The organism is Nitrospirillum amazonense (assembly GCF_007828045.1).
Classification (GTDB): domain Bacteria; phylum Pseudomonadota; class Alphaproteobacteria; order Azospirillales; family Azospirillaceae; genus Nitrospirillum; species Nitrospirillum amazonense_C.
Genome location: NZ_VITN01000013.1, coordinates 40,635 through 67,605, shown reverse-complemented (window position 1 = coordinate 67,605; position 26,971 = coordinate 40,635). Strand labels below are relative to the sequence as shown.

21 protein-coding genes are annotated in these 26,971 nt (G+C 67.9%); 15 read left to right on the top strand and 6 right to left on the bottom strand.

All coding sequences use genetic code 11. The features are described 5' to 3' along the window. Nucleotides 1-200 precede the first annotated feature (200 nt). From FBZ89_RS19395 to FBZ89_RS19385, 3 genes are all read left to right on the top strand, one after another. Nucleotides 201-2,321, top strand: coding sequence for an ATP-binding protein (locus FBZ89_RS19395; protein WP_145751505.1), 2,121 nt, complete (start codon nucleotides 201-203; stop codon nucleotides 2,319-2,321). Between the two features lie 199 nt (nucleotides 2,322-2,520). Then, nucleotides 2,521-2,913 carry a response regulator gene (locus tag FBZ89_RS19390; protein WP_145751504.1) on the top strand — a complete coding sequence of 131 codons (393 nt, stop codon included), beginning with the start codon at nucleotides 2,521-2,523 and terminating at the stop codon, nucleotides 2,911-2,913. Beyond that, nucleotides 2,910-4,553 carry a diguanylate cyclase gene (locus FBZ89_RS19385; protein WP_145751503.1) on the top strand — a complete coding sequence of 548 codons (1,644 nt, stop codon included), beginning with the start codon at nucleotides 2,910-2,912 and terminating at the stop codon, nucleotides 4,551-4,553. The genes FBZ89_RS19390 and FBZ89_RS19385 overlap by 4 nt, the downstream gene beginning before the upstream one ends. 66 nt (nucleotides 4,554-4,619) lie before the next feature. Here the strand turns inward: FBZ89_RS19385 and FBZ89_RS19380 are convergent, their stop codons facing one another. After that, nucleotides 4,620-4,814: a hypothetical protein gene (locus tag FBZ89_RS19380; RefSeq protein ID WP_088871714.1), complete on the bottom strand. Its 195-nt coding sequence runs from the start codon at nucleotides 4,812-4,814 to the stop codon at nucleotides 4,620-4,622. A gap of 167 nt (nucleotides 4,815-4,981) precedes the next feature. After that, nucleotides 4,982-5,749, bottom strand: a complete 768-nt coding sequence (gene surE / locus FBZ89_RS19375; protein ID WP_145751502.1) for a 5'/3'-nucleotidase SurE — start codon at nucleotides 5,747-5,749, stop codon at nucleotides 4,982-4,984. 139 nt (nucleotides 5,750-5,888) lie between these two features. Between surE and FBZ89_RS19370 the strand changes: the two genes are divergently transcribed. Next, complete coding sequence (locus FBZ89_RS19370) at nucleotides 5,889-6,227, top strand: DUF1491 family protein (RefSeq protein WP_004271363.1); 339 nt, start codon at nucleotides 5,889-5,891, stop codon at nucleotides 6,225-6,227. A gap of 362 nt (nucleotides 6,228-6,589) precedes the next feature. Further along, nucleotides 6,590-8,209, top strand: coding sequence for a methyl-accepting chemotaxis protein (locus FBZ89_RS19365; RefSeq protein ID WP_186457444.1), 1,620 nt, complete (start codon nucleotides 6,590-6,592; stop codon nucleotides 8,207-8,209). Nucleotides 8,210-8,238: 29 nt separating this feature from the next. On the opposite strand, the gene FBZ89_RS19360 is transcribed toward FBZ89_RS19365, so the two are convergent. Both FBZ89_RS19360 and FBZ89_RS19355 read right to left on the bottom strand, forming a co-directional pair. Then, a complete protein-coding gene (locus FBZ89_RS19360; protein WP_145751500.1) occupies nucleotides 8,239-11,376 on the bottom strand; it encodes an efflux RND transporter permease subunit in 3,138 nt (1,045 codons plus the stop codon). Next, nucleotides 11,373-12,611, bottom strand: coding sequence for an efflux RND transporter periplasmic adaptor subunit (locus tag FBZ89_RS19355; RefSeq protein ID WP_145751499.1), 1,239 nt, complete (start codon nucleotides 12,609-12,611; stop codon nucleotides 11,373-11,375). Before FBZ89_RS19355 ends, FBZ89_RS19360 begins: the two co-directional genes overlap by 4 nt. Nucleotides 12,612-13,083: 472 nt before the next feature. On the opposite strand from FBZ89_RS19355, the gene FBZ89_RS19350 reads away from it, so the two are divergent. Beyond that, nucleotides 13,084-15,351, top strand: a complete 2,268-nt coding sequence (locus FBZ89_RS19350) for a TonB-dependent receptor (RefSeq protein WP_186457443.1) — start codon at nucleotides 13,084-13,086, stop codon at nucleotides 15,349-15,351. 155 nt (nucleotides 15,352-15,506) lie between these two features. After that, nucleotides 15,507-15,938: an MAPEG family protein gene (locus tag FBZ89_RS19345; protein WP_186457442.1), complete on the top strand. Its 432-nt coding sequence runs from the start codon at nucleotides 15,507-15,509 to the stop codon at nucleotides 15,936-15,938. A 3-nt stretch (nucleotides 15,939-15,941) separates the two neighbouring features. Here FBZ89_RS19345 and FBZ89_RS19340 read toward each other — a convergent pair whose 3' ends face one another. Both FBZ89_RS19340 and FBZ89_RS19335 read right to left on the bottom strand, forming a co-directional pair. After that, on the bottom strand, nucleotides 15,942-16,604 hold the full coding sequence (locus FBZ89_RS19340; protein WP_186457441.1) for an SdpI family protein: 663 nt from the start codon (nucleotides 16,602-16,604) through the stop codon (nucleotides 15,942-15,944). A gap of 22 nt (nucleotides 16,605-16,626) precedes the next feature. Beyond that, nucleotides 16,627-16,935 carry an autorepressor SdpR family transcription factor gene (locus tag FBZ89_RS19335; RefSeq protein ID WP_145751495.1) on the bottom strand — a complete coding sequence of 103 codons (309 nt, stop codon included), beginning with the start codon at nucleotides 16,933-16,935 and terminating at the stop codon, nucleotides 16,627-16,629. Nucleotides 16,936-17,224: 289 nt separating this feature from the next. Between FBZ89_RS19335 and fliF the strand changes: the two genes are divergently transcribed. From fliF to FBZ89_RS19295, 8 genes are all read left to right on the top strand, one after another. Then, complete coding sequence (fliF, locus tag FBZ89_RS19330; RefSeq protein WP_088871724.1) at nucleotides 17,225-18,886, top strand: flagellar basal-body MS-ring/collar protein FliF; 1,662 nt, start codon at nucleotides 17,225-17,227, stop codon at nucleotides 18,884-18,886. Nucleotides 18,887-18,901: 15 nt separating this feature from the next. After that, entirely contained in the window at nucleotides 18,902-19,612 is a 711-nt protein-coding gene (locus FBZ89_RS19325; RefSeq protein ID WP_145751494.1) for a FliH/SctL family protein, read from the top strand. A gap of 93 nt (nucleotides 19,613-19,705) precedes the next feature. Beyond that, nucleotides 19,706-20,008 carry a flagellar motor switch protein FliN gene (gene fliN, locus FBZ89_RS19320; RefSeq protein WP_004273939.1) on the top strand — a complete coding sequence of 101 codons (303 nt, stop codon included), beginning with the start codon at nucleotides 19,706-19,708 and terminating at the stop codon, nucleotides 20,006-20,008. 24 nt (nucleotides 20,009-20,032) lie between these two features. Continuing rightward, a complete protein-coding gene (locus FBZ89_RS19315; protein ID WP_246172342.1) occupies nucleotides 20,033-20,977 on the top strand; it encodes a motility protein A in 945 nt (314 codons plus the stop codon). A gap of 58 nt (nucleotides 20,978-21,035) precedes the next feature. Further along, on the top strand, nucleotides 21,036-22,445 hold the full coding sequence (gene flbD, locus FBZ89_RS19310) for a sigma-54-dependent transcriptional regulator FlbD (protein ID WP_145751493.1): 1,410 nt from the start codon (nucleotides 21,036-21,038) through the stop codon (nucleotides 22,443-22,445). 42 nt (nucleotides 22,446-22,487) lie between these two features. Next, on the top strand, nucleotides 22,488-24,644 hold the full coding sequence (flhA, locus tag FBZ89_RS19305) for a flagellar biosynthesis protein FlhA (RefSeq protein WP_145751492.1): 2,157 nt from the start codon (nucleotides 22,488-22,490) through the stop codon (nucleotides 24,642-24,644). Nucleotides 24,645-25,131: 487 nt separating this feature from the next. Further along, nucleotides 25,132-26,124 carry a flagellar biosynthesis protein FlhF gene (locus FBZ89_RS19300; protein WP_145751491.1) on the top strand — a complete coding sequence of 331 codons (993 nt, stop codon included), beginning with the start codon at nucleotides 25,132-25,134 and terminating at the stop codon, nucleotides 26,122-26,124. Then, nucleotides 26,121-26,936 carry a MinD/ParA family protein gene (locus tag FBZ89_RS19295; RefSeq protein WP_145751490.1) on the top strand — a complete coding sequence of 272 codons (816 nt, stop codon included), beginning with the start codon at nucleotides 26,121-26,123 and terminating at the stop codon, nucleotides 26,934-26,936. Before FBZ89_RS19300 ends, FBZ89_RS19295 begins: the two co-directional genes overlap by 4 nt. Nucleotides 26,937-26,971 lie beyond the last annotated feature (35 nt).

The following is a 26,971-nucleotide window of genomic DNA, read 5'->3' as shown; positions in this document are numbered from 1 at the left end:
GACCGAATGCACCCTTGGTGATCGTCCCCAAACGGCGTGGAATCAGCGCCCGGCACGAGGCCCCCCGGGCCCCGGAAACCATTGCCCCGCCTACCCGCAATGGGTGCCCCCATAGTGGAATTGTTAACGTTTAGGGCGCAAGCCTGCTTGTCAGCCGCACCCATGACCGGGGGCGTCCCCGGACGGCAAGACGAAAGCGTATGATCCTGGACCTCAACGCCCCGGCCGACAACGCCGCCCACGGCGGCACCGAAAGAACGGGTCCGCAGCAAAGCGCCCGGCCGTCACCGGACGCGACCATCGCCGACGCGCACACCGCCGGCGCCGACATCCCCATCCCACCCGACGACACCCCGGCGCGCCCCCTTCAGGGCCTGTCCATTCCCCGCCGCCTGTTCCTGGCCTTCACCCTGCTGTTCGTCCTGGCGGCCGCGGTCTGCCTGTGGGGCATGCGCAAGATCGACGTCATCGTCGGCACCACCCGCGACAGCCAGCAGGCTCTGGCCGTCATCCAGGCGGTGGAGGCGGTGCGCACCACCATGCTGGACCAGGAGACGGGCCTGCGCGGCTATATCGTGGCGGGTGATCCCACCTTCCTGGAGCCGACCCGCCAGGCCATGCAGTCGCAGGAAAGCCGCCTGGCAAGGCTGGAGGCGCTGATTCAGGGCGACACGGACCAGCGGCGGCAGGTGGATACCCTGCGCGCCGAGGTGCGCGATTGGCAGGACGGCTACGCCAACCCCACCTTGACCATGGCGGCGGACCCCACGACGCGGGCCCTGGCCCGCGACCAGGCCCGGGCCTTGGGGGGCAAGCGCTCCATGGATGCGGTGCGCGGCACGTTGGACGCCATCGCGACGGCGGAACGCGAAATGCTGGACCAGGATCTGGTGCGCCAGCAGAACGCCCAGTCGGAGGGGGTGCGGGGCATCCTGGTGGGCGGCCTGATGATCGTCGCCACCGCCATCGGCATCTGGGTCCTGCTGTCGCGCAGCCTGGTGCTGCCCATCCTGGCCCTGACCGCCGCGCTGCGCGCCATCGCCCGGGGCGACGCCAGCGTCACGGTCACCGGTGCCGGACGCAGCGATGAACTGGGCACCATGGCGCGCGCCCTGCAATCGTTGAAGGAACAGAAACAGGCGCGGGAGCGCCAGCAGGCGGACCGCGAGGCCCTGGAACGCCGCATGCTGGCCACCGTGCAGGAAAGCCGGGAGCGGCTGGACAGCATCCTGAACAGCCTGGAGGACGGCGTCCTGACCATCAACGAGGCGGGCGTCATCCTGTCCGCCAACCGCGCCGGCGCCACCATGCTGGGCCGCGACGTGCGCCAATTGCTGGGCCTGCCGGTGGACGAGTTCCTGACCCTGCCCAGCCTGGCCGGGGCCAGCGCCGCCGCCAGCGCCGTACTGGAAGAGGCGGCCGGCACCCTGTGGCTGCCCCTGGCGCTGGAAGGGAACAGCCCCCGCGAGGTCGAGGTGCGCGGTGAGGAACGCCGCTTTCCGGCGGAACTGACCGTCACCACCACCCAGCTGGATGACCGCCCCCTCTACACCCTGGTGCTGCGCGACATCACGCATCGCAAGGAGGTGGAGCGCATGAAGGACGCCTTCATCTCCACCGTCAGCCATGAATTGCGCACGCCGCTGACCTCCATCCATGGCTCCATACGCCTGGCGCTGGGCATGCCCGACGCCCTGTCCGTCCAGGCGCAGAACCTGCTGCGCATCGCCGACCGCAACAGCGAGCGGCTGATCGCCATCGTCAACGACCTGCTGGATATCGAGCGTATTGAATCCGGCACCCTGGATCTGAAGGCGGACAAGCTGGACCTGGGGGAATTGGCGGCAGAGACGGTGGCCACGCTGCGCCCCATGGCCGAGGAACACACCGTCACCCTGCGCCACATTTCAACCGGTCCCCTTCCCGTGGTGGGCGACCCGCGACGCCTGCGGCAGGTGCTGGCCAACCTGGTGTCCAACGCCATCAAATATTCCAACCCCGGCGGCGCCGTGACCGTGCGGGGCGAGGTGGAGGATGGCCGCGTCCGCCTCTCTGTGCACGACAACGGCCCCGGCGTGCCGGACTGGTTCAAGCCGCGCCTGTTTCAGAAATTCGCCCAGGCGGACTCGTCGGACAGCCGGCAGAAAGGCGGCAACGGCCTGGGCCTGTCCATCGTCAAGGCCATCGTGGAGCGCCACGGCGGAAACATGACCCTGACCAGTCACCCGGGCGACACGGAATTCGTGCTGATCCTGCCGTCCAGGCGCATTGATGCCCGGTCCGACGCCCCTGCGGGCGCCGACATCCCGCAGTCCCCCTGACCCAGCCCCCTTGATCCCACCCCCCTGAACGGCACCTTGGCGGCCCGGCAGCCTGTGGCCGACTGTCGCCCGAACTCCATTTGCGCCCGCTGGCCCCGGCGGCTACCCTGGTGCGCACTGTAGCGCCACGGGGACGCCGGCATGTCCCTCCCGAGACCATGGCACCCAAGTCCATCGCACCAGACCACCGCGAGGCAGCATGGCCGAGTCACTGAACCGCATCCTCTATGTCGATGACGAGCCGGACATCCGCGCCATCGTCGAACTCAGTTTGCGCCATGTCGGCGGCTTTGACGTGCAGATGGCCGAATCCGGTGCCCACGCCTTGGAAATCCTGGATGGCTGGACGCCCCAGCTGATCCTGTTGGACGCCATGATGCCCGGCATGGACGGTCCCGCCACGCTGGACGCCATCCGCCAGCGCCCGTCCCTGGCTGGCGTCCCCATCGCCTTCATGACCGCCAAGGTCCAACCGTCGGAGGTGGCACGGTTCAAGGAGCTGGGCGCGGTGGGCGTGATCGCCAAACCCTTCGACCCCATGAGCCTGCCCAACACCGTGCGCGACCTGTGGGGTGGCGCCGGCCCGACATGATCCAGAACACCCCGCCCATCATGCCGACCCCGCCAGCGGACCTGCTGGCGCGGATGGAGAAAATCCGCCAGGACTTCATGGCCGGCCTGCCGGATCGCCTGGCGCAGATCCGCCACGCGGCGGAGATGCTGGAAGGTCTGGATGGCGACGACGCCACCGCCACCCGCGCCGACCTGGCGCGGCACGCCCATTCCCTGGCCGGCTCCGGCGCCACCTTCGGCCTGCCGGACCTGAGCGTCGCCGCCCGCGCGCTGGAGGAGGTGGTCGACCAGATGGGCGCCATCGCCCCATCGGTGCTCCACGCCGCCATCGACGGACTGGCGCGAGCCATCACCGACGCCGCCCCGACCGCCACCGCCGTCGATGCCCTGCCCGCCGCCCCCGCCCTGTCCAGCGAGGGGCCCTACCGTTCCGTCTACCTGATGCTGGCCGATGGCGCGGAGGCCGAGGATCTGGCCGACATCCTGGCCGCCTACGGCTATAAGCTGACCGCCTTTCCCGATGGCGACGCCCTGACCGCCGCGGTGGCCGAGGCGGCGCCGGAAGCGATCATCCTGGACATCAACCCGCAGGGCACGATCCCCAGCGCCACGCAGATGACGGACGCCAAGGGGCGCAAGATACCGACCCTCGCGCTGTCGTCCGCCACTGGCTTCGCCGCGCGGCTGGCGGCGGCGCGGGCCGGTTGCGACGCCTATGTGGTGAAGCCGCCCGACGCCAACGCCCTGGTCGGCCATCTGGACCGCCTGACGGAACGCGACCCCGACCAACCGTTGCGCATCCTGATCGTGGACGACGACGCCACCCTCGGGGCCTATTACGAGATGGCGCTGCAATCCGCCGGCATGCAGACGCGGCTGGTGACCGACCCGCTGCAGACGGTCGAAGCGCTGTATGACCACAACACCGACCTGATGGTCACCGACCTGATCATGCCCCAGTGCACGGGTTTCGAGCTGGCGTCGGTCCTGCGTCAGTATGATGGCCTGCTGGCCCTGCCCATCGTCTTCCTGACAGCGGATCTGGACGCGGAAACGCACCGCTCCGCCGTGCGTACGGGCATCGACGCCTATCTGACCAAGCCCGTCGACCTGGGCGACCTGACCGAAACCGTGCGGGCCCGTGCCCGCCGCGCCCGCCAGCTGAAGGCCCTGATGGTGCGCGACGGCCTGACCGGCGCCTACAACCATCCGATGATCCAGGATTTGCTGGTGACCGAGGTGGCCCGCGCCCAGCGCGACGGCACGGACCTGTCCTTCGCCATGCTGGATATCGACCATTTCAAGAAGGTCAACGACCGCTATGGCCACGGGGCCGGGGACCGGGTGATCAAGAGCCTATCACGCCTGCTGCAGCAGCGGCTGCGGCGTAGCGACATGATCGGGCGCTATGGCGGGGAGGAGTTCGCCGTGCTGATGCCCCAAACCCGGGCCGAGGACGCGGCGGCCCGGCTGGACACGCTGCGCCAGCAGTTCAGCGAAATCCCCTACGTGCACGGCGACACCCAGTTCCAGGTGACCTTCTCCGGCGGCGTGGTGGGCCTGAAGCCCGGGCTGGATGCCAAAGCCCTTAACCTGACGGCCGACGCCGCGCTCTATCGCGCGAAGAATGCCGGCCGCAACAGGATTGAGCTGGGCTGAACGCCAGAGCTATGAAACGCCGTTTCACAGCTTGGTTCCGATCGCGCCCGGCGTTTGCTGGGAAACTTATCTCACAGGCGCGGTGACGACCTTGGCCGTGGTGCTGACCGCGGTGCCGGCCACGTCGGCCGCCGTGCCCACGGCGGTGCCGGCGGCATCAACCACGACGCAGCCGCTGAGGGCGCCCAGCGCCAGGCCCAGCACCAGCACGCTTCTGCCCACCCGGTAAATCTTTCCCTGGAACAACGACACGCCCGACATGGCGAACCCCCTTGGCTGGCCTGGCTTCCCGTCTGATCCGGGAATCCTGGGGGCCGGCCGCCGGCCCCCTTCCCTTTATACGGAAGCAAAGGGCGGGCCAGGTGGTCTCTGTCAGGCTATGCCGTCTGGGGCGGATTGGTCAGGCTATGCCTTCCGGTCCGGTCTGGTCAGGCGACGCCTTCCGGGGCGGTCATGTCGAAGCCCAGGGGTGTCACCGACACCAGGCCGTGCTTCAGCGCGCCGGCGTCCGTGTCCGGCCCCAGGATGGGCATGTGGCGGCGAAAGGCCATCCAGTAATAGGTGCCGCCGCGCATGTCGGCGCGTGGCTCCACGTCGATGCGGTCCAGGGTGCCCCGGCTCTGCCGTGTCAGCACCACGTCACCCACGTCCGCCGCGTCCACGTCGGGAAAGTTCACGTTCAGCACGGCGTTGGCGGCGACCCGCAGGTCCAGCGCATAGTCCAGCGACCGGGCGAAGACCGCCCGCGCCGTCTCCCAGCGCACCTGGCCACCCCTGGCGAAGGATTGGCTGAGGGCGATGGCCGGAACGCCCAGCAGGCGCGCGGTCAGGGCCGCCGCCACGGTGCCGGAATATGGCACCTCGTCGCCCACATTGGCGCCCCGGTTGATGCCGGACAGCACGATGTCCGGCGGATTGTCCTTCAGCAGGTGGCGCAGGCCGAAGATGGCGCAGTCGCTGGGCGTGCCGGTCAAGGCGTAGCGGCGTTCCCCCCGTTCCTCCACCCGCAGGGGTGTGGTCAGTGTGACGGCGCGCGACATGCCGCTCTGGTCCTTCTCCGGCGCCACCACCCAGACCTCCTCCGCCACCCCGGTCACCAGTTCAGCCAGCAGGGCCAGGCCGGGCGCGTTGATGCCGTCGTCGTTGGTGAGCAGCACGCGGCCCAGGCGACGGGCGGGCGGTACGGATGACGTCATGACTCTGGCCTCGGAAGCGGTGGAACCCTATAGATACGGACGCACCTTTCCGGGCGGCGGCACGGATGGCAAGCCGCAATGTCGCGCCCGCTCCGCTTTGACCGCTTTTCCCGTCCAATTCTTCAGGAACCCCGGGACCATGTCCGACGACCGGCTGTCCACCGCCCTCTGGGTCCAGCTGCACCTGCGCCGCTGCGCCGCCGACAGCATCCCGGTCTACGTTCTGCGCAAGGGCGAGGCGGAGAGCGGCCTGATCCTGCTGAAGGTCGTCATCCCCTTCCAAGGCGCCAAGGTCTACACCCAGAGCCGCGACATGGACGGCAAGCTGGGCTGGTTCCCCGGCCTGAACGGCGCCCAGGTACCGGAATCGGAAGCCGACGCCTTCATCGAGCGCGCCACCCGCCGCGACCCCGACCTATGGGTGATCGAGGTTGAAAGCCGCGACGGCAGCCATCCGTTCGAGGGTAAGGTGATCTGACCCCTAAGCAGGTTCCTCCAGATCGGGCCACACATGGCCCGGCCTGGAGAAACCTGCCGACTCTATAGTTTAGCAGATTTCCGAGCCCGCCCATGTGTGGGCGGAGTTCGGAAAGTCTGCTTAGGTGCCCAGGGGGACAGACTATTGGGTTTGGCCGCCCTGCCCGGATCGGGCAAGTTTCGATGGAATTCACACGACGTATATTTAAATTATTATTTACAAACTGACCCGGCAACCTTGAACAAGACCTCCGAACCGCCCTAATCCCCTTTATAAAACAATCCATAAGGGAGAGCGGCATGCCAAAATCCGTGAGCGTCAGGGTTAAAATCTTAGCGGCCGTCCTTTTGCCGGTCGCCGCGATGATCATCGTCGCCATCCTGAGCACGTTCCATGAGCGCACCCTGATGCTGGAAGGCCGCAAGGAACAGATGGTGCGACAGGTGGAGTCGGCAACCAGCCTCCTGGCCTATTATCACGACCAGTCGACCAGCGGAAAACTGAGCGAGGCGGAAGCGCTGGAGCGCGCCAAGGCCGACATCCGCGCCATCCGTTTCGCCAACGGCAATTACATCTTCGTCTACACCGATACCGGCATCGCCCAGGTCGTCGGCCCGCAGCCGCAGATGGAAGGCAAGGACCTGATCGACCTCAAGGATCCGAACGGCGTTCCCTTCATCCGGCTGTTCATCGAGGCTGCGCGGGCCGGCGGCGGGGACGTGGCCTACGCCTTTCCCCGCAAGCAGGGCGACCCGCCCGTGGCCAAGGTGGCCTCCATCCGTCCCTTCGCCCCGTGGGGGCTGCTGGTGGGCGCCGGGGTCTACATCGACGACATCGACACGGTGTTCCATCAGCGCCTGATGACGTACGGCGTCGCCCTGGCGGTGGTGAGCCTGGCCATCCTGGGACTGTCGCTTTACCTGGTGCGCACCATCACGCACCCGCTGGAGGCCATCACCGATGCCATGGTGCGTCTGACCGACGGCGACCGGAACATCACCATCACCCACGCCGCGCGGGGGGACGAGATCGGCAAGCTGGCCCGGGCCCTGACCGTGTTCCGCGACAGCCTGATGGAACTGGACCGCAAGGAGCAGGAACGGCGTGAGGTGGCCGACCGTGCCGCCGAAGCGCTGAAGTCGGAGCGCGAGGCCATCGCCAATACCTTCCAGCAGAGCGTTATGGGCCTCATCCAGCGCAGCGCGGAAGCGGCCAACGAAATCCACCACACGACGGAGACGATGAGCGACGTGGCCGACCGGGCCAGCATCCAGGCCCGTGACGCCGCCAGCGCCGCCGGCCAGGCCAGCACCAACGTGCAGACGGTGGCCGCCGCGTCGGAGGAGTTGTACGCGTCCATCAGCGAGATCAGCCGCCAGGTGGCGGATGCCGCCCGCATCGCGGTCGAGGCGGCGGACCAGACGGGCAGGGTCAACACCATGATGCTGAGCCTGTCGCAATCGGCGGGCCGGATCGGCGAGGTGGTTCAACTGGTGGCCGGGATCGCCAGCCAGACCAACCTGCTGGCCCTCAACGCCACCATCGAGGCGGCGCGCGCCGGCGAGGCGGGCAAAGGCTTCGCCGTGGTCGCCAGCGAGGTGAAGACCCTGGCGACCCAGACGGGCCGCGCCACGGAGGAGATCACGGCCCAGGTCGCCGACGTCCAGCAGGAAACGGCACAGGCCGTCGCCGCCATCCGCACCGTCAGCGGCGTCATCGACCAGATCCGCACCATTTCATCCGGCATCGCGGCAGCGGTCGAGGAACAGGGCGCCGCCACCCGGGAAATCGCCCGCAACGTCACCGAGGCGGCCAGCGAGACCCAGGAAATGAGTGCCAACATCGGCGGCCTGACCGAGGCGGCGGCGACCACGGGATCGGTGGCGCAGAAGCTGCTCTCCGCCTCCAGCGACCTCGCCCGCAATGCCGAGCGGATGCGCGGCGACGTGGACAATTTCCTGCGCGGCATCCGCGCCGCCTGACCCGGCGGGCGCCTGCGCGGCGGGGGTGCCTACTCCGCCGCGTTGGCGCGGCCGTCGGTGTTGGCGGGCACCAGGCGGCGGGCGGCGCGGCGGGTCTTCTGGCGGTGCAGCTGCCGGTCGATCCAGCGGCTGAAGTCCTCCATGTAGAGGTACAGCACCGGGGTGATGTAGAGCGTCAGCAGCTGCGACACCACCAGGCCGCCCACCACGGCCACGCCCAGGGGCTGGCGCAGCTCGGCGCTGGCGCCCGACGCCAGGGCGATGGGCAGCGTGCCCATCAGGGCCGCCATGGTGGTCATCATGATGGGGCGGAAGCGCAGCAGGCAGGCGCGGTAGATGGCGTCCTGCGGGGTCGCGCCGTCGCGCCGGGCCTCCAGCGCGAAGTCGATCATCATAATGGCGTTCTTCTTCACGATGCCGATCAGCATCAGCACGCCGATGATGGCGATGACGCTGAGGTCGAAGCCGAACAGCATGAGCGAGCCCACCGCCCCCACCGCCGCCGAGGGCAGGCCGGACAGGATGGTCAGCGGGTGGATGAAGCTTTCATACAGCACGCCCAGCACGACGTAGATGACCAGCACCGCCGTCAGCAGCAGCAGGCCCTGGTTGGCCAGCGCCTGCTGGAACACCTGGGCGGTGCCCTGGAAGCTGCCGGAAATGCTGTCCGGCATGCCGATGTCGCGCTGCACGCCCTCGATGGCGGTGACGGCGTCGCCCAGCGAAACACCCGGTGTCAGGTTGAACGACAGGGTGACGGCGGGCAGCTGCCCCTGGTGGTTCACGCTGATGGGGCCCGAGGTGCGGTCGATGCGGGCCACGGCGCCCAGGGGGATCAGCTTGCCGCTGTCGGAGCGGATGTAGATGCGGTTCAGCACGTCCGCCGACTTCTGCGCCTCCGGCGACAGCTCCAGTATCACCTCGTAATCGTTGGTCGGCGTGTAAATGGTGGAGATTTGGCGCGTGCCGAAGGCGCTGTAGAGGCTGGAACGCAGGTTCTCCGCCGTCAGGCCCAGCATGTAGGCCTTGTCCAGGTCGATATGGATGGAGGCGTTCTGGCCGGACAGCTGCAGGTCGCTGGTCACGTCCTGCAACTGCGGCATCTGCGCCATCTTCTGCATCAGCCGGTCCGACCATTGGTACAGCTGCGGCTGGTCCAGGCCCTGCAGCGTGTACTGGTACAGGCTCTTGGACTGGCGGCCGGAGACGTTCAGGTTCTGCACCGGCTGGAAGAAGACGTTGATGCCCGGGATGTCGGCCACGTCCTTGCGCAGGCTTTGCAGCACCGCCTCCATCTTGGGGCGATGGGCGCGGTCCTTCAGGGACATGAAGACACGGCCGGCGTTGGTGACGTTGCCGCCGCCGCCGACGGAGGAGATGAAGGTCTCCACATAAGGGTTCCTGGCCACCGCCGCCGCCACCTGCTGCTGCAGGGCGATCATCGCGTCGAAGGAAATGTCCTGCCGGGCCTCCGTCTGGGCGAAGATCTGACCGTTGTCCTCGGTGGGGAAGAAGCCCTTCTGCACCTGCTGGAACAGCACCACGGTGCCGACCAGGGTGGCGAAGAACACGGCCACCACCACGCGGCGATGGCCCAGGCACCAGGTCAGGGTACGGTCATAGCCCCGGAGCCAGGCCTGGAACCCTGCCTCCGTCACCCGCTCGAACCGGTTGGGCTTGGCATGGTGGTCATGGGTGATGAAGCGGCTGCACAGCATGGGCGTCAGCGTCAGCGACGTGATGGCGGAGGCCGCGATGGCCAGGGTCACCGTCACCGCGAACTCATGGAACAGCCGGCCCACCACACCACCCATCATGAAGATGGGGATGAACACCGCCACCAGCGACAGGGTGATGGAAACGATGGTGAAGCCGATCTCCCGGCTGCCCTTCACCGCCGCCTCGAACGGGCTCATCCCCTCTTCGATGTAGCGGACGATGTTCTCCAGCATGACGATGGCATCGTCCACCACCAGGCCCACCGACAGGGTCAGCGCCAACAGCGAGATGTTGTCGATGGAAAAGCCGAAGGCCTTCATGGCGCCGGCGGCGCCGATGAGGGAGATGGGGACGGCGATGCCGGGGATCAGGGTGGCGCTGACCTTGCGCAGGAACAGGAAGATGACCATGACCACCAGCCCGATGGTCAGGATCAGCGTGAACTGCACATCCTCCACCGCCGCGCGGATGGACAGCGACCGGTCGATCAGCACGTTGATGGCGATGGAGGGCGGCAGGCTGGCCTTGAAGGTGGGGATCACCCGTTTCACGGCGTCCACCACCTCCACCGTGTTGGCGTCGGGCTGGCGTTGGATGGCCAGGACGATGGTGCGGGTGCCGTTGAACCAGCTGGCCGTCCGGTCGTTCTCCACCCCATCGATGACGCTGGCGACGTCGCCCAGGCGTACCGGCGCGCCGTTGCGGGTGGCGATGACCAGGTGGGAGAAGCTCTGGGCGTCGAACAGCTGGGTGTTGGTTTCCAGGATCAGCTGCTGCGCCGAGCCCGAGACCACGCCGACGGGCGAGCTGGAATTGGCGGCGACGATGGCGTTCTGCACCTCATCCACGCCGATGCCGCGCGCGGTCAGCGCCTCCGGGTTCAGGCGGATGCGCACCGCGAATTTCTGCGCGCCCCAGACCTGCACCTGGGCCACGCCGCTGAGGGTGGACAGGGCGGGGCTCAACAGGGTCTCGGCGTATTCGTCCACCTGGCTCAGCGGCAGGGTGGCGCTGCTGAGCGCCAGCAGCAGCACCGGCTGGTCGGCCGGGTTCACCTTGCGGTAGCTGGGCGGGGTCGTCATCTCGATGGGCAGGCGCCGCTGCACCCGCGACAGGGCCGCCTGCACGTCCAGGGCGGCGCTGTCGATGTCACGGTCCAGATTGAACTGGATGTTGACGTTGGTGCTGCCCTGCACGCTGCTGGAGGTGATGCTCTCGATGCCGGCGATGGTGGAGAACTCACGCTCCAGCTGGATGGCGACGGAGGACGCCATGGTGTCCGGGCTGGCACCCGGCAGGCTGGCCGACACGCTGATGACGGGGAAGTCCACGCGCGGCAATGCGGCCACCGGCAGGTATTTGTAGGCCAGCACGCCGCTGAGGATCAGGGCCGCCGTCAGCAGGACGGTCATCACCGGCCGGCGGATGCAAAGCTCGGAAATGTTCACGTGCGCGCCTTTCCGCTGGCCTGCGCGGCGCCCGCGCCGGGATTGGCGCTGTCGGCCTCGACCCCGCCCCCTTGAGGGACCGGGCGTTCCACGATCCTGGCACCGGGGACCAGGCGCAGCTGGCCTTCGGTCACCACCCGCTCACCCGCCTCGACACCGCTCGCGATCACGGCACCTTGCTCGGCGAAGCGCCCCACCGTCACCGGGCGCATGTCCACCGTGTCGTCAGCCTTGACCACGAACACGTAGGGGCCGGCCTGGCCGCGCTGCACCGCCACCGCCGGCACCGACAGAACGTCGGCCTCCATGCCCAGGTGCAGGGTGACGTCCACGAACTGGCCCGGCCACAAGGCGCGGTCCTTGTTGTCGTACAGGCCCTTCAGCTGGATGGTGCCGGACTGCGCATCCACGCTGTTGTCGATGAAGACCAGGCGGCCCGTGGCGGCCACCAGGCCGTCGGCGGTCTTGCCCGAGACCAGGGGCGGCCGGCCGGAGCGCAAGGCCTGGCGCACCGCCGTCACATGCTTCTCCGGCACGGTGAAGGCGACGTTGATGGGCGCCACCTGCACCAGAGTGGTGAGGGTGGAACCGCTGTCGCTGCCCTTCACCAGGTTGCCGGGGCGCAGCTGGATGCTGCCCACCACCCCGTCGATGGGGGAGCGGATTTCGGTGAAGGCCAGGGTCAGGCGCGCCTGGTCCACCGCCGCCTGGTCGGCCAGCACCGTGGCCTCCTGCGCCTTGGCGGTGGCCGACGCCTGCTCGTTCTGCTGCAGGGAGACGGCGCCGCGGGCGAACAGGCCGGCGTTGCGCTGGGCGTCCGACCGCGCCTGGGCCAGGTTGGCCTGGTCGCGGGCCAGGTTGGCCTCCGCCTGCATCAGGGCGGCCTTGGCCGGGCGCTGATCCAGCAGGAACAGCAGGTCACCGGACTTGACCTCCTGCCCCTCCTCCACCTTCGCTTCCATCAGCTGGCTGTCGATGCGGGCGCGCACCTGCACGGTGGAGATGGGCTGCACCGTGCCCACCGCTGCCACGTCGATGGGCATGGCGCCACGCCGCACGCGCGCCGTCACCACCGGCACCGGGCCGTTGTTGTTAGTGCCAGGACCATGCTTGTTGCCCGGCGTGGCCGAGGCCTCCGCTTCGGACACCCCGGACTTGGCGTCCCACACGCGGTAACCGCCGTAGGCGGCGACCAGGACCAGGGCCAGCGCGGCGGCGGCCGTGCGACGATTCATCGGGACTTCTCCGGGAACAAACGGGTACAGGCGATATCGGGACCGGTGGCATCATGGGACAAAACGATGACAGTTGCCTTAACGCGATTGAAAACCACGCCAGCCACCGCCCGTCGGACGACGGGCATCACGCCCAGCCCTGTCAGCCCACGCGTCGGCATCTGCGGCCCAACCCCACGCCTCGTCCGTACGACCGCCAACCCCCAGGCCCCGCACCTAAGCAGGTCCCAAGAAGGCAAAACGTCGCGGATCCCGGTTTTCGCAGTCTTATAAGATATACAGCGGCCCCAGGCATTATCCTTAAAGTCTGAGGCCCGTCCCACGGGGCGGAATGGCCCGCACGGACGGTGGGACATACCGCCCATCTCCGGCCGCGGCGCGTTCATGCCTTCGCAGTTTGCGACGGATGGGGTACACCGGCGCCGTTTTCCCACATTTCCGCATTCAAAGACCTGAGGAGGCTTCTGAAACGATGCGCCGCCTGCTGCTGCTGTCCACCATCCTGGCGGGTTCGCCCGTGCTCTCGGCTTCGGCCGCCCTGGCTGCAGACGTTTCGTCCTCCTATACCGCCGACCATACCACCGGCCGACATACCGACGACCCCCATACCACCGGCGGGCAGACGCCCGCCTCCGCGGGTCCCGCCGCCGACAGCGACTCTCCGCTGGACCAGATCATCGTCACCGCCACCCGCCGGGCCGAGGCCTTGCGCGACGTGCCCGCCAGCGTGTCCACCGTGTCGCGCGACGAGTTCGAACAGAAGGGTGTGCTGTTCATCGGCGACGAATTGACGGACCTGCCGGGCGTGCTGGTGTCCAAGAACGACATGGGCACCTACACCTCGATCACGCTGCGCGGCGTGCCCAGCAAGGTGCACAACGACACGCTGGTGGTGATGATGGACGGCATCCCCTACGTCACCGGGGATGACGAGGTCGACCTGGAACAGCTGCCCTACAGCGCGGTGGGCCGGGTGGACGTGGTGCGCGGCCCCATGTCGGCCCTATACGGCCGGGGCGCCATCAGCGGGACCATCAACTACCTGACCCGCGAGGTCACCGACGAGACCAAGGGCGAGGTCACCTTGCAGGCCGGCAGCGACGGCTGGCTGCACGGCGACGCCCTGCTGCAGACGCCCACCGTGAAGGGCGGCGCCCTGCTGCTGGACGTGGGGCATGAGCGGGGCGACGGCTGGCGCGACCGCACCGGCCGCAACGAGACCAACCTGTTCCTGAAGCACCAGCTGGACATGGGCGACGCCGGCCGCCTGACCGTCACCGCCACCTGGGTGGACACCCGCCAGCAGCTGGCCGGCGAACTGCCGGTGGACGGCCGGGGTGAGCTGATCAACCTGCCCGGCGGCCGCGAGGCCAACTGGAACGAGGACAACGCCGGCTTCTACAAGCGCATGGCCACGGCCACCGCGACCTATGAGCGTGACCTGGCCGACGGCTTGGTGGCCACCACCAAGCTGCACGTCCGCCAGGCCCTGACCTCCGCCCTGCAGGGCTTCGCCAACGAGTACGACCCCAGCGCCGGCTCCGTCACCTTCACCGGCTTCCGCGTCGACGGCAACACCATCACGGGGTATGGCGAGCAGCAGCTGTCCTGGACCCACGGTCCCTGGCAGGTGCTGGGCGGCGTCAGCGCCGAGCAGGTGCGCGCCCACCATACCGAGCATTGGACCGGCCAGCTGGACGACACCTACTACTACGGTGAGCAGCGCAGCATCCTGACCGGCCGGAACATCGACACCGATCAATGGGTGACGGACACCCAGTTGAACGCCTACGGCCGCGAACGGGCGTACGCCGCCTATCTTCAGGTGGACCGGACCTTCAGGCCCATCACCCTGGACGTGGGCGGGCGCTATGACTACTTCGAGCGGCATGTCGTCTACGGCGACACCACCAGCGGCGGGCCCAATGGCGCCATCACGCCGGGGGGCACCGCCTACGACGACAACGCCCATTTCAGCCCCAAGGCGTCGGTCACCTGGAAGGTGACGCCCGAGGTCAGCGCCTATGTCGCCTACGGCCAGGGCTTCTCGGCCGCCTTCGGGCCGCTGTGGTCCTTCCGCACCCGCCAGACCGGCCTGAACCCGGAACTGGCGGACAATGTGGAGGCCGGCGTGAAGGCCGACGCCTTCGGCGGCCTGCTGTCGGGCAGCGTCACCGTCTATCGCCTGCAGCGCCACGACCTGTTGCAGGTGGTGGAGGTCAACGGCGTGCCGCAGACCTTCAACACGGGTGAGCAGCTGTCCCAGGGCGTGGAACTGGCGGGCAGCGCCCGGCTGGACAGCCTGGTGCCCCACCTGTCGGCCGACGTCACCTATGGCTATACCGAAGCCTACTGGCTGGACAACCGCTTCGTGGAAAGCGACACGCTGATCCAGCGCGACTTCACCGGCAAGCGGGTGCAGGGCGTGCCCCGGCACACGGGCAGCGTCGCCCTGAACCAGGGCATCCCCACGTGGGGCCTGTCGGGCAAGCTGTGGGTAGAAATGTTCGGCGACTATGCCTACGACAGCCAGAACAGCCGCGTCAGCGGCGGCTACGCCCTATGGAACACCACCTGGACGTGGACGCCGCCCCGTCAGGACACCGTGGATTTGAGCCTGACGGTGCGCAACCTGTTCGACCGCAAGGTGAACCTGATCGAGGCCGACGACAACGGCCCCCTGGGCGCCTTCCCCCAGCCGCCGCGCCAAATTCTGGGCACGGTGAAGGTGCGGTTCTAGTCAAGCAAGTCTTACGGGACGTTCAAAGACCGGCGCGCGGGACCTTCCCGCGCGCCGTTTCTTTATGGCCATCGGCCTAAGCGGGTGATCGGGCTTCCAGTCGCCCTAAAAAGCCGTAACTTGTTCTTGACGCTTTCTCTGCGCGACGGATGGCCATGACAAGCAGCATCGCTTTGTTCTTCCCCATGCTGGTCCTGTTCCTGTTCACCCTGCTGGTGGGCCTGCGGCTGTTCATCATGCGGGTGCGGGCGGTGAGGCGGGGCAATGTCCGGCTGTCCTACTTCCGCAACTTCACGGCAGGCACCCAGACGGACGGTTGCGCCACGGCCCAGCGCGCCTTCAACAACCTGCTGGAGGTGCCGCCGCTGTTCTACGTCATCTGCGTGGTGCTGATGGTGCTGCGCCAGGGTGACCATCTCTATGAGGCGCTGGCCTGGGTCTTCGTGGCGCTACGCATCATCCAGAGCGCCATCCACCTGACCTACAACAACGTCCTGCACCGGGCAGCGGTGTTCATCGTATCCATGGCCGTGCTGGCGGCGATGTGGGTGCGGCTGGGCCTGACGCTGCTGATGTTTCCGGCCTGACGCTCAGCGGTTGGGCCGGACGCGCCAGTAGAGATAGGAGCGGAGGACCGAGATCAACGCCAAGGGCAGCAGCACCGCCATCGTCAGGCGGGGCCCCCGGATCAGGGCCGGCGGCAGCCAGAAGGTCAGGGCCAGCAGCAGGAAGCCGCCGGCCACAAATAGTCGGCCGCCGAAGCGGTGCGTCTGGTCCCACACCCATTCATCGTTGCGCGTCCACGGCGTGCGGATGCCCAGCAGACCGTTCGGCCGCACCTTGCCCATCACATTGCCCATCAGAACCAGGAACACGCCCATGATCAGCGCGTGGGTGCGGCCCATGTCCACCGGGTGGCCCAAAAAGCCACCCACCAGGGCGAAGTGGGTCAGTGCCAGCATGCCGGTCAGCGACAGACAGGCCGTGCGCCAGGCGGTCCCCGAGCGCGCCAGGGCCGCCGCGCTGGGCGAAAACTGGGCCAGCACAGCCATGAGCGCCACCCACCCCACAACGGTCAGAGGCAGGATCGCCAGCGCCCAAGGTGCCGGGGCGACCCCATCGACCTGACCGTTGGCGCCCCAATGGATGGGCAGGGTCGCATCCATTCCAACCCGCGTCAGCGTATAGATGCTGACCAGCGCCATGACGGCCAGGATCTGGGCCGTCATCAGCCAATAGAACCGAGCGGACATATGCATGCTCCTTGCGGGACCGCTATTTCCCCGGCTTAACCAGACCGGGGCTATGGGCCGCCCGCTCCCCCTGCCCTATCCCCATGCTGTCCATGAGGCCCGACAGCGCCTCTTCCAGCACCGACAGGTTCAGGCGGTAGTAGATGGTGGTGCCCTGCCGCTCCTGGTCCACCAGGTCGGCCTCGCGCAGCACGGCGAAATGGCCGGATAGGGTGGGCTTGGCCAGGTCGAAATGGCGGGCGATATCGCCGGCGGACAAGGGCCCCTCGCGCAGCAATTGGAGGATGCGGCGGCGGCTGGGATCGGCCAGGGCTTTGAAGACGCGATTCATGATGACGGTATTTAGCTAATTAACAAAATATAGTCAAGCCACCTTGGCGACATTCTCCACGGCCATTGCATTTTGCAATTTTTACCGCCGCGGCAGCTCTTGTTGAATGCAACACTCCGTCAACTGGCAAAATGCGTGACGCAAATGACACACTTTGCGGGGTGTAGGAAATTTTTGCCCACCACCCCCTATTCCATTCCCTGAACGTTCCCACAATCCTGGCAAACGCGGAAGCGACGCTATAGACTCCGCTGTGATTTTTCGGTGACCGCCGGCCCGGGAGCGGACCTTGGAAAACCTGTTGCAGACCTTGCGTAATCTTGGGCCGGTGCGGCTGGGCGCCATCGGTGGCGTCGCGCTGCTGATCCTGGCCCTGTTCGGCTTCCTGCTGTTCAACGGCTCCTCGCCCAACATGGCCCTGCTGTACAGCGACCTGTCGCCCAGCGACGGCGGCGCCATCGTGCAGCAGCTGGACCAGATGCAGCCCAAGGTGCCCTACCAGGTCAGCCCGGACAGCACCCGCATCGAGGTCCCGGCCGACCAGGTTGGCCGCATCCGCATGCTGATGGCCCAGCAGGGCCTGCCCACCGGTGGCAACGTCGGTTACGAGATCTTCAACCAAGCGGAAAGCCTGGGCACCACTAGCTTCATGCAGTCCGTCCAGCAGCTGCGCGCGCTGGAGGGTGAGCTGTCGCGCACGGTGAACACCCTGGCCCCGGTGCAGCAGTCCCGCATCCACCTGGTGCTGCCCAAGCGCGAGCTGTTCAGCCGTGAGACGCAGAAGGCCACGGCCAGCGTCGTCCTGCGCCTGCGGCCCGGCCAGCAGTTGAAGAAGGAACAGGTGGCCAGCGTCCAGCACCTGATTGCCGCGTCGGTCCCGGGACTGCAGCCGGATATGGTGTCGGTGGTGGACGACAAGGGCAACCTGCTGGCCCGGGGCATGGGTTCCGACAGCAAGGAAGCCATGATGGCGACGGCGGAAGAGAAGCGCCTCGCCTATCAGCAGCGCCTGACCGACAAGGTCGAGGAGATCGTGGGCCGCACCGTGGGCATGGGCAAGGTGCGGGCCGAGGTGACGGTCGACATGGATTTCGACCATATCACGACGAACAGCGAGATCTTCGACCCCGACAGCCAGGTCGTGCGCTCCACCGAGACCAACAACGAGAACTCGGAAGACATCAACAAGGAAGGCCAGGACCCGGTGACGGTGGCGAACAACCTGCCCTCCGCCAACGCCGAGAACACCACCAACGGCTCCTCCAGCTCCAAAACCACCAAGACCAACGAGCGTATCAATTACGAGATCAGCAAGACCGTGAAGGTCCATGAGCGCGAGGCCGGCCAGGTGCGCCGCCTGTCGGTCGCCGTGCTGGTCGATGGCAATTACGTGCCCGACGACAAGGGTGTGGCCCAGTACCAGCCGCGCTCGGACGACGAGCTGCAGAAGCTGGGGTCCCTGGTCAAATCATCCATCGGCTTCGACGGTTCGCGCGGCGATACGGTGGACGTAGTCAGCATGAAGTTCGCCACCCCCGAGGGCGAGCTGGAGGCCAAGGAAGAGACGCTGTTCGGCCTGCCCAAGCAGGATGTGTTCCGCATCGCCGAAACCATCGTGCTGGCCATCGTCGCCATCCTGGTCATCCTGCTGGTCATCCGGCCGCTGGTGGCTCGCGCCCTGGACCGCACCCCGCAGCTGGATGAGGAGCCCGACCTGCTGTCCGACCAGAGCGGCGTGCCGCAGCTGGCCGGTCCCGGCGGCGGCGCCCTAGCCCGCGAGCTGGCGCTGGAGGCCGCCCAGGCCAACGAGGAACTGGAACAGATGATCGACATCAACCGCGTGGACGGCCGCGTGCGCGCGTCCTCGCTGCGCAAGGTGGGCGAGATCGTCGAGAAGCACCCGGAAGAGGCCGTGTCCATCATCCGGAACTGGCTGTACCAGGAAAATTGAGCGCGGACGTAACCCATGACCAACATCCGCAGATTCCTGTTCGACAATTCCTTCGATCCCGAGGGCCGCCGCGTCGAGGTGCCGGAGGAACAACTCCCGCCCGCGCCCGAGCTGCCGCCGGAACCGCCACCCCCGCCCCCACCGCCGCCGGAACCCACATTCAGCCTGGCCGACCTGCAGCAGCAGGTGCGCATGGCGCGCGAGGCCGCCTACGCCCAGGGCCATGCCGAGGGCATGCAGGCCGGTGCCGACCAGTCGGCGCTGGCTTTGGCCAACGTGCTGGCGCAATTGCAGGGCAGTGTCGGGCAGCTGATCCAGGCGGAAGCCCAGGGCCGCGCGCTGCGCGCCCAGAACACGATCCGCATGGCGCTGGCCATCGTGCGCAAGCTGTTCCCCGCCATGGTCAAGCGCCACGGCCTGGTGGAGGTGGAGGCCTCGGTCAACGCCTTCCTGGCGGAGCTGTCGGACGAACCGCGCCTGCTGGTCCGCGTGCATGAGAACTGGCTGGCCCCCATCAAGGAGAAGATCGAGGACATGGCGGCGCGCCAGGGCTTCGCCGGCTCCGTCGCCGTGGTGGCCGATCCCCGCGCCGGGGAACTGGACTGCAAGGCCGACTGGGGGGATGGCGGCGCCGAGCGCGACGTGGCCGCCCTATGGGCGGAAATCGACCGCATCGCCGGCAACCTGGGGCGCCCCCTGGAAGACGGCCGCGAGGCGGCGGAATGAGCGTATAGGCCGTCATAGGCCAACATGGTATGGGCCAGTGTTGTTAGGATGCGTGACCGGGCGACGCCCCGGCGGTGAGAAACGAGGGAAGCGATGAGCCTGGACGATTTCGACGGCCAAGCAGGCATGGACGCCGATGGCGCCCCTATCGTGAAGGACCTGGAGGCCGTCTACGACATCCCGGTCCAGATTTCCGCCGTGCTGGGCAAGTGCACCATGCAGGTGAGCCAGCTGTTGAAGCTGGGCCGCGGCGCGGTGGTGGAACTGGACCGCAAGGTGGGCGAGGCCATCGACATCTACGTCAACAACCGCCTGGTGGCGCGCGGCGAGGTGGTGGTGGTGGAAGACCGCCTGGGCGTGACCATGACGGAAATCATCAAGTCCGAACGCACCTGATCCGTAGTCGAGAAAGAGAGACCGTTGAACAGCCGCCCCCCTTCCCCGACCTTGCGCGCCGCCGGCACCGCCGCCGGACGGGTGGCTGCGGCCGCGCCGGCGCCGGAGGCGGCGAACGAGGCCAAGGGGCCGGCCCACCCGGCGGGAGCCCAGGCGCCGGCGTCCGCCCCCCTGCCGGAACCGGTGCGGGTGCGCCATGGGCTGGACCTGACCACGGTGCTGGGCCTGACGGCGGGGTTCGCGCTGGTGTTCTCGGCCCTGGCCTTTGGCGGGCACGCGCGGGCCTTCATCAACGTGCCCTCGCTCATGATCGTGGTGGGCGGCACCATCGCCGTCACCATCGTGTCCTTCGCGCGCGAGGACTTGGCGGCCTGCCGCCGCCAGTTGGCCCGCGCCCTGATGCGGCCGGTGGCCGACATCGCCGATGTCTCCGGCTATGTCCTGCAGATGGCGGAGGCGGCGCGCCGCAACGGTCCGCTGACCCTGCAGCCGCTGATGAAGGACAAGGGGGTGGAACCCCTGCAGGCCCGTGCCATCGAGCTGGTGGTGGACGGTATTGCGGCGGAAGATGTGGAGCGCATCCTCCGCACGGAGATCGAGGCGCAGCAGGCCCGGTCCCGCCATGGCGCCGCCGTGCTGCGCCGCGCCTCGGAAGTGGCGCCGGCCATGGGCCTGATCGGCACCCTGGTGGGCCTGGTACAGATGCTGGGCAACCTGCAGGACCCGGCAGCCATCGGCCCGGCCATGGCGATAGCCCTGCTGACGACCTTCTACGGCGCGCTGGTGGGCAATATGGCCCTGGCGCCGCTGGCCGGAAAGCTGGAACGCAACACCGACGCCCAGGCCATCGTGGACACGCTGTTCATGCTGGGCGCCATCTCCATCGCCCGGCAGGAGAATCCGCGCCGGCTGGAAATGATGATGAACACGGTTCTGCCGCCGGAGCTGCGGCTGAACCATTACGATTGATGGTTGGACGACGGACGCGTCCCCGGTGGGGCGTCCCGGTTTGAAAGGGTTTTGAGCGATGCGGTTGCTGATCGTAGGAACGCTGGAAGGCTACATCACGGCGGCGGGCAAGATCGCGCTCCAGAAGGGCGCGAAGGTCGCCCACACCGACAGCATCGGCGGTGCCCTCAACGCCCTGCGCGGCGGCCAGGGCGCCGACCTGGTGATGATCGACGTCAAGCTGGACGTCGGCATGCTGATCGAGGCGCTGAAGACCGAGCGCATCACCGTGCCGGTGGTCGCCTGCGGTGTTGCGACCGATGCGCAAGCGGCGGTGAAGGCCATCCGCGCCGGCGCCAAGGAATACATTCCCCTGCCTCCGGACGCGCAGCTGATCGCCGCCGTGCTGGAGGCGGTGGCCGAGGAAAGCCACGCCATCGTCAGCCGCGACCCCTCCATGGGTAGCGTGCTGCGCCTGGCCGACCAGATCGCCCCCAGCGACGCCAGCGTGCTGATCACCGGCGAGTCCGGCACCGGCAAGGAACTGATGGCCCGCTACATCCACCGCAAGAGCCGCCGGGCCAACGCAGTGTTCGTCTCCGTCAACTGCGCCGCCATCCCGGAAAACCTGCTGGAATCCGAGCTGTTCGGCCATGAGAAGGGCGCCTTCACCGGCGCCGTGGCGCGCCGCGTGGGCAAGTTCGAGGAGGCCAACGGCGGCACCCTGCTGTTGGACGAAATCTCGGAGATGGACATCCGGCTGCAGGCCAAGCTGCTGCGCGCCATCCAGGAACGGGAGATCGACCGGGTGGGCGGGACCCAGCCGGTGAAGGTGGACATCCGCGTACTGGCCACCAGCAACCGCCTCCTGGAGGAGGAGGTGCGGGCCGGCCGCTTCCGCGAGGACTTGTTCTTCCGCCTGAACGTGGTGAATCTGGTCCTGCCGCCCCTGCGCGAGCGCCCGGCCGACATCGCCATCCTGTCGCAGCACTTCGCCACCAAATATTCCGAGGCCAACGGCCTGCCGGAACGCAAGGTGAGCCCGGAGGCGATGGCCATGCTGCAGGCCCACCGCTTCCGCGGCAACGTGCGTGAGCTGGAGAACACCATGCACCGCGCCGTGCTGCTGTCGCGCGGGACGGAAATCGGCACCGACGCCATCCTGCTGACCGGTGCGGAACCGGCGGCGGCGGCGCAAGGCTACAGCGCGGTGGCCCCGGTGGCCGCCCGCGCCACCGCCGCCGCCCAGCCCCCGGCTGGCGAGCCCGGCGCCTCCGGCACCGCCGGCCTGGTGGGCCGCAGCGTGGCGGATGTGGAGCGTGACCTGATCATCGACACGCTCAGCCATTGCCTGGGCAACCGGACGCATGCCGCCAACATCCTGGGCATCTCCATCCGCACCCTGCGCAACAAGCTGAAGCAGTACAGCGACGAGGGCGTCGCCGTGCCGCCGCCGGCGGGTGGCGAGCTGGACCGGGCGGCGATGTAAGGCGAGGGAACGGACACCTGACAGGCACCGGAAAGAGAGACCATGGCTGACCAGACCGCGGCCTCCGGCGGCAACATGCTGCAGTCCCTGTTCGGCAACGCGCGGACGGCCGGTCCCGCGCTGCTGAAGCGGACGGAGATTCTGTTCGCGCTGGGCATCGTGACCATCCTGGTCATGCTGGTCATCCCGCTGCCGACCTTCCTGCTGGACTTCGGCCTCGCCGTTTCCTTCACCTTTTCCGTCCTGATCCTGATGACGGTGCTCAGCATCCAGAAGCCGCTGGAGATGAGCTCCTTCCCCACCATCCTGCTGGTGTCCACCATGTTGCGCCTGGCGCTGAACATGGCGTCCACCCGCCTGATCCTGGGGCACGGGCATGAGGGCACCCAGGCCGCCGGCCACGTCATCCAGGCGTTCGGCGGCTTCATCATGGGCGGCAACTTCATCATCGGCGTGACGGTGTTCGCCATCCTGGTGATGGTGAACTTCACCGTCATCACCAAGGGTTCGGGCCGTATCGCCGAAGTGGCGGCGCGCTTCACCCTGGACGGCATGCCCGGCAAGCAGATGGCCATCGACGCCGACCTGTCGGCCGGCCTGATCGACGAGGGCGAGGCCAAGAAACGCCGCCGCGAGCTGGAGGAGGAAAGCCAGTTCTTCGGCGCCATGGACGGTGCATCCAAGTTCGTGCGCGGCGACGCCGTGGCCGGCATGGTCATCACCTTCATCAACGTCGTCGTCGGCATGATCATCGGCGTCGGCCAGAAGAACATGTCGTTCCTGAAGGCGGGTGCCACCTACACCCAGCTGACCATCGGCGACGGCCTGGTCAGCCAGATCCCGGCGCTGATCGTCTCGCTGGCCGCCGGCCTGATGGTGTCGAAGTCGGGCCAGTCGGGGTCCGCCGACAAGGCGCTGTTCGGGCAGCTGAGCTTCTACCCCTCGGCCATGGGCCTCAGCGCCTTCCTGCTGTGCGCCCTGGCGCTGCTGCCTGGCCTTCCCTTCCTGCCCTTCATCTCGCTGGCCGTCGCCCTGTTCGCTGGCGCCTATTACCTGCCGCGCCTGCGCAAGGCGCGCGGCGATCCGATGGCCGGAGGGGAAGCCATGGCCGGCGGCGCGCCCGGCGCCCCAACCGGCCCCGGTGGCGCCCCCCTGCCGGCGCCGGAGGAGCCCATTTCCTCCGCGCTGGCCATCGACCTCATCCGGCTGGAGCTGGGCTACGGCCTGCTGTCGCTGATCAACACCGACGCCGGCCACCGCCTGACCGACCAGATCAAGGGCCTGCGCCGCCAATTGGCCAGCGAGATCGGCATCATCATGCCGGCCGTGCGCATCCAGGACAATTTGCAGCTGCCGCCCAACAGCTACGTCATCCGCATCAAGGAGATCGAGGCCGGCCGCGGCGACGTGCGCCCCAACATGCTGCTGTGCATGGATCCGCGCGGCGAGCCCATCCAGCTGCCGGGCGAGGTGACGACGGAGCCCACCTTCGGCCTGCCCGCCATGTGGATCGAGCCGGCCTATCGCGAGGAGGCCTTGTTCAAAGGCTTCACCGTGGTGGACCCTCCCACCGTGCTGACCACCCACCTGACCGAGGTGGTGCGCGACAACATGGCGGACCTGCTGTCCTACGCCGAGACCCAGAAGCTGCTGGACGAGCTGAACAAGGAACAGCAGAAGCTGGTGGCCGACGTCATCCCCGGCCAGATCGGCGTGGGCGCGCTGCAACGCGTGCTGCAGAGCCTGCTGGCCGAGCGCATCTCCATCCGCGACCTGCCGGCCATCCTGGAAGGCGTGTCGGAGGCGACGGGCTACACCCGCAACATCACCCAGATCACGGAGCACGTGCGCGCCCGCCTGTCGCGCCAAATCTCCGACAGCCACACCAACGACCAGGGCTACATCCCCCTCATCACCCTGTCGCCGGAGTGGGAGCAGGCCTTCGCCGAGTCCGTCGTCGGCGAGGGGGATGAGCGCAACCTGGCCATGGCGCCGTCGCGGCTGCAACAGTTCATCACCGCCGTCCGCCAGACCTACGACCGCCACGCCATGATGGGTGAATCGCCGGTGCTGCTGACCAGCCCGGGCATCCGGCCCTTCGTCCGCTCCATCATCGAGCGGTTCCGGCCGGCCACCGCCGTCATGTCGCAGAACGAAATCCACCCCAAGGCCAAGATCAAGACCTTGGGACAAGTGTAAGAGCCGCGGGGGCGGCCGGGGATATAGAAATAGCGGGGCGGCGGCAGGACGAAGCGGCCTTCCGCCGGATGATGTGGGGCGTCACCGAACATGGCTAACGCAAAATTAAGCAAGCGCGGTGTAAATGACACGGCGGGCCGGAAGCTGCGCCAGCACGCCCTTATCGCTGATGCAACGGTCCGAATAAGATGCCATCTTTGGGTCCTTGACGTATTTGTCCTTTTGACGGCAGACAAGCCGGGTTAATGCCCGCATACGCGCAAATGACCTGGCGCAGCGCCCTTAATGGAGTGCCGTGCCAGGATAGCCGAACCAGGATGGCCGAACCGGGAAGCGTTCGGCCGCTTCGGTGCAGGGTTCGGTTGAGGTTGGGGTTTCAGATGCCGTGGGCGGCGGGTGCGGCCGCGGCGGTTCCGGTGGCAGGGTCCCTCGGGGGTGGGCCCCTGTGGGGAGGTGGAGTGGATATGGCCCCTAGGGCAGGACAATCATGCGGCTGAAGTCCTTTCATGCCCCAACCATGGGTGAGGCGATGCGCCTTGTCCGGGAGGTGCTGGGGGATGACGCCATCATCGTCGCCACGCGCGAGGAAGAGGGCGTCGGCGTCCGGGTGACGGCGGCGGTGGAGGAGTCCATCCCCGTTCCGGGCATGCCCGCCATCAATGATCGCTACCACGACCCGCTGGCCCCCGACCCCGCCGACCAGGTGACGGACATCCTGTTCCGCCACGGTCTGCCGGCCGACCTGAATCAGCGGCTGATGGACAGCATCGCCGATTTCGACGCCAAGGACGCCCAGACCCTGCTGGCCGCTGCCCTGGAGTCCGTCTTCACCTTCCAGCCCCTGCCCGAGGGGCGTTTTCCCAAGCCGCTGATGCTGGTAGGCCCGCCGGGTGCGGGCAAGACGCTGACGGTGGCCAAGCTGTGCGCCCGCGCCGCCTTGAAGGGCCGGCCCGTGGGCGTCATCTCCACCGACACGGTGCGCGCGGGCGGCATCGACCAGCTGGCCGCCTTCACCCGCGTGCTGAAGCTGCGGCTGATGACGGTGGAGGATCCGCTGGCCCTGGCCGACGCCCTGGATGTGCAGCGGGGGGCGGAGCAGGTGCTGGTCGACAGCGCCGGCCGTAACCCCTACAGCCAGGCCGACCTGAACGACCTGCGCGATTTCCTGGTGGCCGCCGACATCGAGCCGGTGCTGGTGCTGCCCGCCGGCATGGATCCGGTGGAAGCGTCGGAGATGGCCCGCGCCTTCCGCGCGCTGGGCGCCCGCCGCCTGCTGACCACCCGCCTGGACATGGCCCGGCGCCTGGGCAGCATGTTGACCGCCGCGCACGAGGCCGGCCTGGCCCTGTGCGACGCCAGCACCAGCCCGCGCGCGGCCGAAGGCCTGACGCCCCTCTCACCCACATCGCTCGCCCGCCTGATGATGCCCGGCTCTGAAACCAGCGAACGCCGCGCCAAGCAAACGGGGACCCACGCATGAACGACCTCCTCTCCCCGACCGGCGCGCCGGCGGCCCTCGCCACCGCCGACAACGTCATGCCCCTGCGGCGCCAGAACATCCTGGCCGTGGCCAGCGGCAAGGGCGGCGTGGGCAAGACCTTCTTCTCCGTCACCCTGGCGCACGCCCTGGCGCGCAGCGGCAAGCGCATCCTGCTGTTCGACGGTGACCTGGGCCTGGCCAACGTGGACATCCAGTTGGGCCTGATGCCCAAGCGCGATCTGGGCCAGGTGATCGACGGCATGGTGACCCTGCAGGGCGCGGCCCAGCGCTTCCCCGAAGGCGGGTTCGACATCATCGCCGGCCGCAGCGGTTCCGGCAGCCTGGCCAACCTGCCGCCTGCGCGGCTGACCCAGCTGCGCACGGAACTGGCGGACGTGGCCAAGAGCTATGACTGGGTGGTCATCGACCTGGGCGCGGGCGTGGACCGCATGGTGCGCACCTTCTCCGGCCCGGCCGGCACCACCCTGGTGGTGACGACGGACGAGCCCACCTCCATCACCGACGCCTACGCCTTCCTGAAGCTCAGCTACCAGGCCAACCCCATGGCCGACCTGCGCGTGGTCATCAACATGGCCGACAGCAAGGCGCTGGGCGAGAGGACGTATGAGAAGCTGCTGACCGTCTGCCAGCGCTATCTGAAGATGTCGCCCAAGCTGGGCGGCATCGTGCGGCGCGACGCCAAAGTGCGCGAGGCCATCCGCAACCAGTCGCCCCTGTTCATGCGCTTCCCCACCTCAGATGCCGCCCATGACATCGAGATGGTGGCCAACCGCCTGAACCAAGGGGGCTGATCCGGCGTGGCCCCCGGCTGGATGGCACTGATCGG

What these genes read in the sequence shown, in the direction of transcription:
- FBZ89_RS19395 (WP_145751505.1), top strand. Translation starts at nt 201, where the DNA reads ATGATCCTGGACCTCAACGCCCCGGCCGACAACGCCGCCCACGGCGGC.
- FBZ89_RS19390 (WP_145751504.1), top strand. Translation starts at nt 2,521, where the DNA reads ATGGCCGAGTCACTGAACCGCATCCTCTATGTCGATGACGAGCCGGAC.
- FBZ89_RS19385 (WP_145751503.1), top strand. Translation starts at nt 2,910, where the DNA reads ATGATCCAGAACACCCCGCCCATCATGCCGACCCCGCCAGCGGACCTG.
- FBZ89_RS19380 (WP_088871714.1), bottom strand. Translation starts at nt 4,814, where the DNA reads ATGTCGGGCGTGTCGTTGTTCCAGGGAAAGATTTACCGGGTGGGCAGA.
- surE (WP_145751502.1), bottom strand. Translation starts at nt 5,749, where the DNA reads ATGACGTCATCCGTACCGCCCGCCCGTCGCCTGGGCCGCGTGCTGCTC.
- FBZ89_RS19370 (WP_004271363.1), top strand. Translation starts at nt 5,889, where the DNA reads ATGTCCGACGACCGGCTGTCCACCGCCCTCTGGGTCCAGCTGCACCTG.
- FBZ89_RS19365 (WP_186457444.1), top strand. Translation starts at nt 6,590, where the DNA reads ATGATCATCGTCGCCATCCTGAGCACGTTCCATGAGCGCACCCTGATG.
- FBZ89_RS19355 (WP_145751499.1), bottom strand. Translation starts at nt 12,611, where the DNA reads ATGAATCGTCGCACGGCCGCCGCCGCGCTGGCCCTGGTCCTGGTCGCC.
- FBZ89_RS19350 (WP_186457443.1), top strand. Translation starts at nt 13,084, where the DNA reads ATGCGCCGCCTGCTGCTGCTGTCCACCATCCTGGCGGGTTCGCCCGTG.
- FBZ89_RS19345 (WP_186457442.1), top strand. Translation starts at nt 15,507, where the DNA reads ATGACAAGCAGCATCGCTTTGTTCTTCCCCATGCTGGTCCTGTTCCTG.
- FBZ89_RS19340 (WP_186457441.1), bottom strand. Translation starts at nt 16,604, where the DNA reads ATGTCCGCTCGGTTCTATTGGCTGATGACGGCCCAGATCCTGGCCGTC.
- FBZ89_RS19335 (WP_145751495.1), bottom strand. Translation starts at nt 16,935, where the DNA reads ATGAATCGCGTCTTCAAAGCCCTGGCCGATCCCAGCCGCCGCCGCATC.
- FBZ89_RS19325 (WP_145751494.1), top strand. Translation starts at nt 18,902, where the DNA reads ATGACCAACATCCGCAGATTCCTGTTCGACAATTCCTTCGATCCCGAG.
- fliN (WP_004273939.1), top strand. Translation starts at nt 19,706, where the DNA reads ATGAGCCTGGACGATTTCGACGGCCAAGCAGGCATGGACGCCGATGGC.
- flbD (WP_145751493.1), top strand. Translation starts at nt 21,036, where the DNA reads ATGCGGTTGCTGATCGTAGGAACGCTGGAAGGCTACATCACGGCGGCG.
- flhA (WP_145751492.1), top strand. Translation starts at nt 22,488, where the DNA reads ATGGCTGACCAGACCGCGGCCTCCGGCGGCAACATGCTGCAGTCCCTG.
- FBZ89_RS19300 (WP_145751491.1), top strand. Translation starts at nt 25,132, where the DNA reads ATGCGGCTGAAGTCCTTTCATGCCCCAACCATGGGTGAGGCGATGCGC.
- FBZ89_RS19295 (WP_145751490.1), top strand. Translation starts at nt 26,121, where the DNA reads ATGAACGACCTCCTCTCCCCGACCGGCGCGCCGGCGGCCCTCGCCACC.